The following is an 11,105-nucleotide window of genomic DNA, read 5'->3' as shown; positions in this document are numbered from 1 at the left end:
AGGCGGTGCCGGCGGCGCGGCGCCCGCCGCTGCCCTACGCGGTGCAGGCCGACAGCACGCTGCCGCCGGATACCGTGCGCATCGAGCGCATCGACGACGGCGCGCGCTGAACGGCGCGCGGGGAAAAGGCAGGCGGAGAAACAGGCAAGTGGAAAAAACGCGCGCCTCAGCCCGGCGCCGCCTCGCCCTGCCCGCCCAGCGCGGCGATCACCGCCAGCAACTGCTCGCGCAGCCAGCGGTTGGCGCCGTCGTTCTCGCCGCCGGCGTGCCAGTACAGGTGCAGTTCCAGCGACGGCACCTTGAACGGCAGCGACAGCAGCCGGTTGGCGTAGGGCTCGTTGGCGATGCGCGCGTAGCGCAGCGGCAGCGTGGCCAGCAGATCGGTGCAGCTCACCACGCGGCAGGCCGCGGCGTAGTGCTGGCAGCGCAGGCGCACGCGGCGCGTCAGGCCCATGCGGTGCAGCGCCTGGTCTTCCAGCCCGGCGCCGCGCCGGCGCGACGACACATGCACGTGCTCGGCCGCCAGGTAGCGCTCCAGCGTCAGTTCCTTCTTGACCAGCGGATGGTCGCGGCGCGCCAGCACCACCATCGGGTCGGCCATGAACGGCGCGTGGTGGATCGCGGGCGAGACCGGCAGCAGGATGTCGATGGCGGCATCGAGCGTGCCGGCCAGCAGCTCGGACTCCATCTCGCGCCTATCGAAGCGGATCGCCGCGATCTCCACCTGCGGCGCCATCGCGGTCACGCGCGCCATCAGCGGCGGCAGCAGCGTGGATTCGAGCGCGTCGCGCATGCCGATGGTGAAGCGGCGCACGGTGGCGGCCGGGTCGAAGTGCGGCGTGTCCTGCAAGGTGCGCGCGAACGACTGCAGCGCGGCGCGCACCTCGGCGGCCAGCGAGCGCGCCAGCGGCGTGGGCGCCATGCCCTGCCCGCGCCGCTCGAACAGCGGGTCGTCGAACAGGGTGCGCAGGCGCCCCAGCGCGTGGCTCACCGCGGGCTGCGTCAGGTTGAGCTGGCGCGCGGCGGCGGTGATGCTGCCTTCGCTGTAGATGGCGTCGAAGACGACGAAGAGATTGAGGTCGATGCGGGAGAGCTGCATGGCGCCGATTCTGGCACGGAATGCACCCTATTGATACTGGCAAATCCAGAAAATTCATTTTTCTAATTATCTGGATTGCGGTAGAGTCCTCCCCAGTCGACGCAGACCGCGTCCGCCGGGGCCGGCAGCGGCTCCCGGGCTCTCATGCAGAGGTGGAGGAGACAACATGGAATTCGAGTACACCCCCAAGGTCAAGGAAATGCAGGCGCGCCTGCTGGCCTTCTTCGACAAGCACATCTATCCGAACGAGAAGCGCTTCTACGCGGAAATCCAGGCCAACCGCCAGGCCGGCAACGCCTGGGTCCCGACCAAGGTGATCGAGGAGCTCAAGCCGCTGGCGCGCGAGGCGGGCCTGTGGAACCTGTTCCTGCCGCATTCCAAGCGCGCGCCGGAAGGCCTGTCGAACCTCGAATACGCGCCGCTGTGCGAGATCATGGGCCGGGTGCCCTGGTCGGCCGAGGTGTTCAACTGCGCCGCGCCGGACACCGGCAACATGGAGACGCTGGAGCGCTACGCCTCCGAGTCGCTCAAGGACCGCTGGCTGGAGCCGCTGCTGCGCGGCGAGATCCGCTCGGCCTTCCTGATGACCGAGCCGGCCGTGGCCTCGTCGGACGCCACCAACATCAGTTGCAGCATCGAGCGCAACGGCGACGAATACGTGATCAACGGCACCAAGTGGTGGTCGTCGGGCGCGGGCGACCCGCGCTGCCAGGTCTACATCGTGATGGGCAAGACCAACCCGGACGCCGGGCGCCATGAGCAGCAGTCGATGATCGTGGTGCCGGCCGACACCCCGGGCATCACCATCAAGCGCTTCCTGCCGGTGTTCGGCTACGACGACGCGCCGCACGGCCACATGGAGATCGAGCTGAAGAACGTGCGCGTGCCGGCGGCCAACATCCTGCTCGGCGAAGGGCGCGGCTTCGAGATCGCCCAGGGCCGCCTCGGCCCGGGCCGCATCCACCACTGCATGCGCAGCATCGGCGTGGCCGAGCGCGCGCTCGAGCTGCTGTGCCAGCGCGCACTCAAGCGCGTGGCCTTCGGCAAGCCGGTGGCGGCGCAGGGCGTGACGCGCGAGCGCATCGCCGAGGCCCGCTGCGACATCGAGATGGCGCGCCTGCTCACGCTCAAGGCCGCCTACATGATGGACACCGTGGGCAACAAGGTGGCCAAGGCCGAGATCGCCATGATCAAGGTGGTGGCGCCGAACATGGCTCTGAAGGTGATCGACTGGGCCATCCAGGTGCACGGCGCGGCCGGTGTCTCCGACGACTTCCCGCTGGCCTCGTGGTGGGCGCACCAGCGCACGCTGCGCCTGGCCGACGGCCCGGACGAGGTGCACCGCAATGCCATCGCCAAGCTGGAGCTGGCCAAGCACATGAACATCAACCCGGACGACATCTCCATGCCGGTCACGCGCGGCTTCTGAGCCCGCCGCCGCCGCGGCGGGGATGCATCCCCTGCCGCCGGAATGGAAACGCGCAGCCTCGTCTGCGCGTTTTTTTCTTCTGTGCTTAAATCGCGCGGTTCGCCACCTCGGCGTTGAGGTGGCGGCCCAACCTCCACGCGGTCGCAGCAGGCACGGCGATCGCAGCGATCCTTCCCAGGAGCCCCTCCCCGATGATCGACGCCTATTCCTGGCCCACGCCCAACGGCCACAAGATCCACATCATGCTCGAGGAGTGCGGCCTCGAGTACAAGGTCCACGCCGTCAACATCGGCGCCGGCGACCAGTTCGAACCCGATTTCCTCAAGATCAGCCCGAACAACAAGATCCCCGCCATCGTCGACAGCGACGGCCCGGACGGCCAGCCCATCTCGCTGTTCGAGTCCGGCGCGATCCTGCTCTACCTCGCCGGCAAGACCGGCAAGTTCCTGCCCGAGGACGTGCGCGGCAAGTACGAGGCGCTGCAATGGCTGATGTTCCAGATGGGCGGCGTGGGCCCGATGCTGGGCCAGGCCCATCACTTCCGCATGTACGCGCCGGAAAAGATCGAGTACGCCATCAACCGCTACACCAACGAGGCGCGCCGCCTGTACGGCGTGATCGACAAGCGCCTGTCGGCGCATCCGTGGCTGGCCGGCGACATGTACACGGTGGCGGACATCGCCACCTTCCCGTGGCTGCGCAGCTGGCAGAACCAGGGCGTGGAGCTGGACGACTACCCGCACCTGAAGCGCTGGTTCAACGAGATCGCCGAGCGCCCCGCGGTCAAGCGCGGCGTGGAGGTGCTGGCCGGCGCGCGCAAGCCCATCCGCGACGACAAGGAACGGGAAGTCCTGTTCGGCGCCACGCAGTACCAGCGCCGCTGAAGCCCGCGGCGTCATTGCGCGCGCCGGCGGCTCAGTGCAGCGAGACCGCCTGCGCCGCGCCGCCCCCTGCGCCCTCCACGCCCGCCACGCCCGCGCAGGCCGGCTCGCGCCGCGGCGCCTGCAGGCAGCACAGCAGGCTGGCCACGGGATCGAGGGCGTCGATGCGGTAGCCCTCCTCCGGGTCCGGAGCGAACACCATGCCGGGCTGCAGGTACGCCACCTGGCGCTCCACATGCGGCCACGGCGAATGCCATTGCAGGCGCAGCGTGCCTTCGTGGCACGCGGCCCAGTTCAGGCCGCCGGCGCGCAGCCGCTCGGCCCAGGCCGGCTCGCCCTCGGCGATCGTCACGAAGGCCGCGTTCAGGCGCGGCGGCGCATGCCCGCCGGCCGGCCCCGCCTGCGCATCGCCAGCCCCGCCCTGCATGCGCCAGCGCTCCGCCTGGCCCGCCGCGAACGCATCGAAGCTGCTGGTCAGCCCGGCGCCCACCAGCCCCACCGCCTGCGGGTCCAGCACCGCGCGCACCAGCACGCTGTCCTGCAGCGCCGCCAGCCGCAGGCGCTCGCCCTGGCGGATCGCATAGACGCTGCCGGCCGACAGCAGCACCGGCGCGCAGCCGGCCGGCGTCACCTTGACCGCCCCGCACAGGCAGGCCCACCACTCCGCCCGCGCGGCGGCGATGCCGGGCTGCATCGCGCCCTGCCGCAGGAAGACGTAGTCGCCGCTGCTGCCCAGGCCCGCGGCTTCCGGCACCACCCTGACCTGCAGGCCGACGCGCAGCGCCGAAGCCGCCGCGCCGGCCACGATTTCGCCGCGCACCTGCGCGTCGAACAAGGAAAACACACGCATGTCACCTCCTTTCCGCTGGATGGATGCCAGATGGACAAATGCCGCGCCTGCCCGGGGATCGGGTCCGCACGGCCGCGCCCGGCCCTGCCGGCGTTCCCCGCGGGCCAACCCGCCTCCGTATCAATCGGACAAGTTCCGGCGCGCCGGCCGCGGGCATCATGGCGATGCCGGACCGGGCACACGCGCGGCCGGCACTCCTGCCCCGGGCGCGCCCCGCCGGAGAGCCGGCACGCGGCGGAACGCCGCGCTCCGGCCTATTACATTCCCTTAACAATTAGCCGCACTTGACGGATTTTTCCTAGCAGATTGCGGCATCTTTCCTGCCGTTCGCATCCGACACTCATAGTGAGACCTACTATAAGGCGTCGATACAAAGAGGTCAAACCCTTAACCTCGCTTCGTCCTTCTCCACGAATCGAGCCATGATCGGTGATCCTCTCAAGCTCTTCGGGCTGCACCTGGCGGAACTTCGCAGGCAGCGCGGCTGGTCGCAGGAAAAACTCGCGCTGGAAAGCGGCATGGCGCGTTCCTACCTCAGCGGCATCGAGCGCGGCGTGCGCAATGTCTCCCTCATCAACATCTGCGCGCTGTCCGGCACGCTCGGCGTCAACCCGGCCGAGATGCTGAACTTCGGCAGCGGCAAGGGCGACGGCGGCGCGCTGGTGCTCGAGCAGCGCTGCGCGGAGTTCAACATCACGCCGGCCCAGCGCGTGACCGTGCGCCACATGGCGCTGATGAACGACACCGAGCAGGATGCCATCGCCTCGGTGGCGCGGGTGATCGCGGCGCGGGCGCAGCAGCAGATGTGATGCGGCGGGCGCCGGCCCCGATGCCCGTCAGGCCGCCAGCAGCTCGGCGAAGCGCGCCGCGTCGAGGTTGGCCCCGCACAGCACCAGCGCCACCTTGCGGCCTTCGAGCCGCTCGCGCAGCGGTCCCAGCAGGGCCGCGGTGGAAACCGCGGTGGCCGGCTCGGTCGCCAGCTTCATGTCGCGGTAGAGCATGCGCATGGCCTCGCGGATAGCCTCGTCCGAGACCCGCACCATGTCGTCGACGAAACGGCTGCACACGCCGAAGCTGTAGTCCATCGCATAGGGCGCGCCGAGGCTGTCGGCAATGGTGTCCACGCGCTCCAGCACCTGCGGGCGCCCCGCCTCGAAGCTGCGCGTCATGGCGTCGGCGCCGGCCGGCTCCGCGCCATAGACCTTGCAGGCCGGGTTGATCTGCTTGACCGCCGCGGCGATGCCCGCGCACAGGCCGCCGCCGCCCACCGGCACCACCACCGCCTCCAGCCCCGCCACCTGGCGCATCAGCTCCAGCCCCACCGTGCCCGTGCCCTGCGCGATCAGCGGGCCATCGAACGGATGGACCACCGTGCGGCCTTCCTGCGCCGCCAGTTGCTGCGCGTGCGCGAAGGCGGCATGCACGTCGGGCAGCAGCAGCACCTGCGCGCCCCACTCGCGGCACGCCGCCACGCGCGCCGGGCTGGCGCCGGCCGGCATCACCAGCTTGGCGTCCACGCCCGCCACCCGGGCGGCATAGGCCACCGCCATCGCGTGGTTGCCGGCGCTCGCCGCCACCACGCCGCGCCGGCGCGCGCCGGCGTCGAGCCGCGCCATGCTGTTGAGCGCGCCGCGCAGCTTGAAGGTGCCGGTGATCTGGAACAGCTCCATCTTGAGCCACACTTCGGTGGCCGGGTCGAGCTGCCGCACGGCGCCGGTCTGCCAGCGCCACACGGGGGTTTCCAGCACGTTGCCGCGCAGGCGCTGCGCCGCGTCCTGGATCTCGGCCAGGACGGGATAGCTGGCGTGCGCGCGCAGCTCGGGAAGGTCGGACATCGGGATTCTCCATCGGATCGGAAGTCGCGCGCAGGCCGGGCGGCGTGCGCGGTCAAACGGACCACGGGCCACCGAGCACCAGCCAAAGCCGCAGCTCAGCGACCCCGGATAATTCGAATGATGGAGAAAGCGGAAGAGGAGAAGACGGCGGCAGGCGCCGGGCATGCCCGCGCTGCGCCCATGCGTGCGGCGGCGTCACCGGAATCGGTGGCGTGGCACGGCAAGGAAGGGGCGAAGACGGCAACGGGCATAGGCTGCAAAGTATGCCACAAGCGGCCGGCGGCGCAAATGCCGCCGGCGCGCGGCAAGCCTACACCGCCAGCAGGCCCTGGCGCTCGATGAACGCGATCACCTGCTCCAGCCCCTGCCCCGACTTCACGCTGCCCATCACGAACGGACGCGCGCCGCGCATCTTGCGCGCGTCGCTCTCCATCACGTCGAGGTTGGCCCCGACGTAGGGTGCGAGGTCGGTCTTGTTGATCACCAGCAGGTCCGACTTGGTGATGCCGGGCCCGCCCTTGCGCGGGATCTTCTCGCCGCCGGCCACGTCGATCACGTAGATGGTCAGGTCCGACAATTCCGGGCTGAAGGTGGCTGCGAGGTTGTCGCCGCCCGATTCGATGAAGACGATGTCGGCGTCGGGAAACTTCGCCAGCATGCGGTCGACCGCCTCGAGGTTGATCGAGGCGTCCTCGCGGATCGCGGTGTGCGGGCAGCCGCCGGTCTCCACGCCCATGATGCGCTCGGCCGGCAGCGCGCCCGAGATGGTCAGCAGGCGCTGGTCTTCCTTGGTGTAGATGTCGTTGGTGATGGCCACCAGGTCATAGCGCTCGCGCATGGCCTTGCACAGCATCTCCAGCAAGGTGGTCTTGCCGGAACCGACGGGGCCGCCCACGCCGACGCGCAGCGGGGGATTCTTCTTGGTACGGGCCTGGGTCATGATCGGGAATCGTATCTCGGTGAAGATGGGCCGCTCAGGAACGGAACAGCCGGGAATACTGGGTTTCGTGGCGGGCCGACAGCAGGCCCAGCATCGGCGAGAAGGTCGACAGCTCGGGCGGCTCGGCGTCGGCGCGGCGCGCCGCCTCGCCGACCGTCTCCGCCACCGCCGCGTGCAGCCGCCGCAGGATGTGCTGGCCGGCCACCTGCCCAAGCGGCACCGCCTTGAGCGCCGCGGCCACCTGGTTCTCGGCCCAGCTGAAGCAATGGGCCGCCAGCCCGTCGCGCTCGTCCACGCCGAGCGCCGCGCACGCCGCGGCGAAGGCCGTGGGCAGGCACACCGGCGACAGTGCCGCGAGCTGCGCGCGCAGCGCATTGTCGCCCCACTCCATCTGCGCGACCAGCCGCGCCAGCGACCAACCCATCTGCCCGGTCTCCAGCCGCAGCTCCGCGCTCTCGCGCGTGGCGAGGAACCAGTCGTTCCACTGCGCCACGCCGCCGGCATCGCCCGCGCGCCAGGCGCGGAACAGCAGCAGCCACACCGGCGCCTCGCACTGCGCCTGCACGTCGAGCAGGTTGCTGCGCACCCACTGCTCGGCGCTGTCGGCGTCGCGCACCAGGCCGCAGTCGATGGCCGCCTCCAGGCCCTGCGAATAGCTGAAACCGCCGATCGGCAGCGCGGGCGAGGCCAAGTGCAGGAGGGAGAGCAGTTGGGAGAGCTGGGTCATCGCGGCCTCGTGACGGCAGCAGGCATGGTGGAAGGCAGCGGCTCCGGCGCGCGCTTGCCCTCTCCCCCGGCCCCTCTCCCGCGCGCGGGAGAGGGGAGCTCAGACGGGGATGATGTGGTCCTGTTGGCACGCCCCCGCGAACCAACGGTTTGCTCCCCTCTCCCGCTTGCGGGAGAGGGGCCGGGGGAGAGGGCCGGCGCATCCACGTGCCCCAGCCTCAACGCCACCTCGCGCACCCGTTCCAGCACCGCGTCGGTCTGGCCAAGCACCTCGTTGTTCCAGAACCGTAGGACGGTGAAGCCGTTACGCCGAAACCAGGCATCTCGCCTAGCATCGGAACCGTCGCCATGCTGACTGCCATCGGCCTCGATCACGAGCTTCAGTTCCATGCAGACGAAGTCGGCGATGAACGGGCCGAGCTGACTCTGGCGTCGGATCTTCAGGCCCATGAAACGATGTGCGCGGAAGTGGTACCAGAGACGACGCTCCGCCTCGGTCTGGTTGGCCCGCAGCGATTTCACGAACGCCGGCTCCGGCGTGCGCCCGCCCTCTTCCCCATCCTCTCTCCCGCAAGCGGGAGAGGGGAGCCCGGCTGCGGGCCGATTGGAGAGCGGCGGGGTCTTCATGCGCTTGTTGCCGACTCAATGCTTGTGGTCGTGGCCGCAGTGCGCATCGTGCACGTGGCCATGCGAATGCCCATGATCGTGATCGTGATCGTGATCGTGCCCATGATGCTCGTGGAACACCGCCTGCGCCGCCGCGTAGTCCTCGGCGAAGGTGGCGTCGTGGCCGTGCTTGTGGCCGCCGCCGTAGGCGCCCGCTTCCGGCTCGAACGGCAGTTCGGCGCGCTCGGCGCGCACGCCCAGGCGCGCGAGCATGTCGGCCAGCACGGGGTCGTATTCGAGGCGCAGGTAGTCGCGCCCGACTTCCACCGGCGTGTGGCGGTTGCCGAGGTGGTAGGCGGCGCGCATCAGCGCCTGCGGGTCGGCCGCGCCGACCTGCAGCACCGACTCCGCCGCGGCCTGCACCTCGACGAACACGCCGCCTTCCGTGACCAGCAGGTCGCCGCCGCGCAGCACGGTGCCGCGCGGCAGGAACAGGGCGACTTCCTCGCCGTTGTCGAGCGTGGCGCGCAGGCGGCTCTTGCTGCGTTCGGCGAAGGGCAGCACCAGCTTGGGCGCGCGGCGCACCAGCACGGCGGCGATGCCGTGCGGGGCGCTCAGGTGTTTGTCGATCTTCTGCAAGGCGGGCTCGAAACGGAAATTCAGAACAGGAAATAGCGCTGCGCCATCGGCAGCACGGTGGCCGGCTCGCACATCAGCAACTGGCCGTCGGCGACAACCTGGTAGGTCTCGGGATCGACCGTGACGTGCGGCTGCCAGTCATTGTGCACCATGTCGCGCTTGCCCACGGTGCGCGTGCCGCGCACGGCCGAGAGCGTTTTCTCCAGCCCGTAGCGCGCGCCCACGCCGGCGGCCAGCGCGGCCTGCGAGACGAAGGTCAGCGACGACTTGTGCAGCGCGCGCCCGGCCGCGGCGAACATCGGGCGGTAGTGCACCGGCTGCGGCGTGGGAATCGACGCGTTGGGGTCGCCCATCGCCGCCGCCGCGATCATGCCGCCCTTGAGGATCAGGCTCGGCTTGACGCCGAAGAAGGCCGGCTTCCACAGCACCAGGTCGGCCCACTTGCCGACCTCGACCGAGCCCACTTCGTGGGCGATGCCGTGCGTGAGCGCGGGGTTGATGGTGTACTTGGCGATGTAGCGCTTGACGCGGAAGTTGTCGTGCCCGCCGCGCGCGTCGTTGGGGTCGCCGGGCAGCTTGCCGCGCTGCGCGGCCATCTTGTGCGCGGTCTGCCAGGTGCGGATGATGACCTCCCCCACGCGCCCCATCGCCTGCGAGTCGCTGGAGATCATCGAGAACGCGCCCAGGTCGTGCAGGATGTCCTCGGCGGCGATGGTCTCGCGGCGGATGCGGCTCTCGGCGAACGCGATGTCCTCGGCGATGGACGGGTCGAGGTGGTGGCACACCATCAGCATGTCGAGGTGCTCGTCGAGCGTGTTGACCGTGTAGGGCCGCGTCGGATTGGTCGACGACGGCAGCACGTTGGCCTCGCCGCACACCTTGATGATGTCGGGCGCGTGGCCGCCGCCGGCGCCTTCGGTGTGGTACGTATGGATGGTGCGGCCCTTGAACGCCGCCACCGTGGCCTCGACGAAGCCGGCCTCGTTGAGCGTGTCGGTGTGGATCGCGACCTGGGTGTCGGTGGCGTCGGCCACGCCCAGGCAGGTGTCGATGGCCGCCGGCGTGGTGCCCCAGTCCTCGTGCAGCTTGAGGCCGATGGCGCCGGCCTCGACCTGCTCGGTGAGCGGCCCCGGCTGGCTGGCGTTGCCCTTGCCGAGCAGGCCGATGTTCATCGGGTACGCCTCCACCGCCTGCAGCATGCGCTCCATGAACCACGGCCCCGGCGTCACCGTGGTGGCGAAGGTGCCGGTGGCCGGCCCGGTGCCGCCGCCGATCATGGTGGTGACGCCGCTCATCAGCGCTTCCTCGATCTGCTGCGGGCAGATGAAGTGGATGTGGCTGTCGATGCCGCCGGCGGTGACGATCATGCCCTCGCCCGCGATCACCTCGGTGCCGGGGCCGACCACGATGGTCACGCCGGGCTGGATGTCCGGGTTGCCGGCCTTGCCGATGGATGCGATGCGCCCGTCCTTGAGGCCGATGTCGGCCTTGACGATGCCCCAGTGGTCGACGATCAGCGCGTTGGTGATGACGGTGTCGACGCAGTCCTTCGCCATGCGCTGGCTCTGGCCCATGCCGTCGCGGATCACCTTGCCGCCGCCGAACTTCACTTCCTCGCCGTAGATGGTGAAGTCCTTCTCGACTTCGATCACCAGCCCGGTGTCGGCCAGCCGCAAGCGGTCGCCGGTGGTGGGGCCGAACATCTCGGCATAGGCCTGCCTGGAGATTTTCACGCTCATCACAGCGCTCCCATGATCTTGGCGTTGAAGCCGTAGACGATGCGCGCGCCGGCCAGCGCCACCAGCTCGACCGTGCGGCTCTGGCCCGGCTCGAAGCGCACCGCGGTGCCGGCGGCGATGTTCAGGCGGAAGCCGCGCGCGGCCTCGCGGTCGAAGTCGAGCGCGGCATTGGTCTCGTAGAAATGGAAGTGCGAGCCGACCTGCACCGGCCGGTCGCCGGTGTTGGCCACCGTCACGCTGACCGTCTGGCGGCCCGCGTTGAGTTCGATCTCGCCCTCGGCGGGCATCAGTTCACCGGGAATCATGTCGGGTTCCTTGTCGACGTTTCCAACGCGATGCGAAAGCGGCGCCGGGCCGCATC

Annotated in this window: 12 protein-coding genes; 3 read left to right on the top strand and 9 right to left on the bottom strand. The window is 70.0% G+C overall.

The genetic code is table 11. From position 1 onward, the window contains the following. Nucleotides 1-166: 166 nt before the first annotated feature. A complete protein-coding gene (locus tag K206_RS0117375) occupies nucleotides 167-1,099 on the bottom strand; it encodes a LysR family transcriptional regulator (RefSeq protein ID WP_020203670.1) in 933 nt (310 codons plus the stop codon). Between the two features lie 166 nt (nucleotides 1,100-1,265). Here K206_RS0117375 and K206_RS0117370 point away from each other — a divergent pair, with 166 nt between their 5' ends. Together K206_RS0117370 and K206_RS0117365 are read left to right on the top strand one after the other, a co-directional pair. Beyond that, nucleotides 1,266-2,528 carry an acyl-CoA dehydrogenase family protein gene (locus K206_RS0117370; protein ID WP_020203669.1) on the top strand — a complete coding sequence of 421 codons (1,263 nt, stop codon included), beginning with the start codon at nucleotides 1,266-1,268 and terminating at the stop codon, nucleotides 2,526-2,528. 191 nt (nucleotides 2,529-2,719) lie between these two features. Next, nucleotides 2,720-3,412 (top strand): glutathione binding-like protein, encoded by a 693-nt coding sequence (locus K206_RS0117365; RefSeq protein ID WP_020203668.1) that lies wholly within the window; start codon nucleotides 2,720-2,722, stop codon nucleotides 3,410-3,412. 31 nt (nucleotides 3,413-3,443) lie between these two features. Here the strand turns inward: K206_RS0117365 and K206_RS0117360 are convergent, their stop codons facing one another. Then, nucleotides 3,444-4,259 carry a hypothetical protein gene (locus K206_RS0117360; protein WP_020203667.1) on the bottom strand — a complete coding sequence of 272 codons (816 nt, stop codon included), beginning with the start codon at nucleotides 4,257-4,259 and terminating at the stop codon, nucleotides 3,444-3,446. 422 nt (nucleotides 4,260-4,681) lie between these two features. On the opposite strand from K206_RS0117360, the gene K206_RS0117355 reads away from it, so the two are divergent. Continuing rightward, the gene (locus K206_RS0117355) at nucleotides 4,682-5,068 is read left to right on the top strand and encodes a helix-turn-helix domain-containing protein (protein WP_020203666.1); all 387 of its coding nucleotides are present in this window, start codon (nucleotides 4,682-4,684) and stop codon (nucleotides 5,066-5,068) included. Between the two features lie 27 nt (nucleotides 5,069-5,095). On the opposite strand, the gene K206_RS0117350 is transcribed toward K206_RS0117355, so the two are convergent. From K206_RS0117350 to K206_RS0117320, 7 genes are all read right to left on the bottom strand, one after another. Then, entirely contained in the window at nucleotides 5,096-6,094 is a 999-nt protein-coding gene (locus K206_RS0117350) for a threonine/serine dehydratase (protein WP_020203665.1), read from the bottom strand. A gap of 310 nt (nucleotides 6,095-6,404) precedes the next feature. Beyond that, entirely contained in the window at nucleotides 6,405-7,034 is a 630-nt protein-coding gene (ureG, locus tag K206_RS0117345; protein WP_020203664.1) for an urease accessory protein UreG, read from the bottom strand. A 34-nt stretch (nucleotides 7,035-7,068) separates the two neighbouring features. After that, nucleotides 7,069-7,761: an urease accessory protein UreF gene (locus tag K206_RS0117340; RefSeq protein ID WP_020203663.1), complete on the bottom strand. Its 693-nt coding sequence runs from the start codon at nucleotides 7,759-7,761 to the stop codon at nucleotides 7,069-7,071. Continuing rightward, complete coding sequence (locus tag K206_RS0117335) at nucleotides 7,758-8,282, bottom strand: endonuclease domain-containing protein (protein WP_043366839.1); 525 nt, start codon at nucleotides 8,280-8,282, stop codon at nucleotides 7,758-7,760. The genes K206_RS0117340 and K206_RS0117335 overlap by 4 nt, the downstream gene beginning before the upstream one ends. Nucleotides 8,283-8,402: 120 nt before the next feature. Then, nucleotides 8,403-9,005 carry an urease accessory protein UreE gene (gene ureE, locus K206_RS0117330; RefSeq protein WP_020203661.1) on the bottom strand — a complete coding sequence of 201 codons (603 nt, stop codon included), beginning with the start codon at nucleotides 9,003-9,005 and terminating at the stop codon, nucleotides 8,403-8,405. Between the two features lie 20 nt (nucleotides 9,006-9,025). Further along, a complete protein-coding gene (gene ureC, locus K206_RS0117325) occupies nucleotides 9,026-10,744 on the bottom strand; it encodes an urease subunit alpha (protein WP_020203660.1) in 1,719 nt (572 codons plus the stop codon). Next, nucleotides 10,744-11,049 (bottom strand): urease subunit beta, encoded by a 306-nt coding sequence (locus K206_RS0117320; RefSeq protein WP_020203659.1) that lies wholly within the window; start codon nucleotides 11,047-11,049, stop codon nucleotides 10,744-10,746. Before K206_RS0117320 ends, ureC begins: the two co-directional genes overlap by 1 nt. Nucleotides 11,050-11,105 lie beyond the last annotated feature (56 nt).

Origin of the sequence: Cupriavidus sp. WS (assembly GCF_000395345.1) — a bacterium.
In the GTDB taxonomy this organism is placed as follows: domain Bacteria; phylum Pseudomonadota; class Gammaproteobacteria; order Burkholderiales; family Burkholderiaceae; genus Cupriavidus; species Cupriavidus basilensis_B.
Note: the sequence above shows the minus strand (reverse complement) of the source record. Positions and strands in the feature narration are given on the sequence as shown.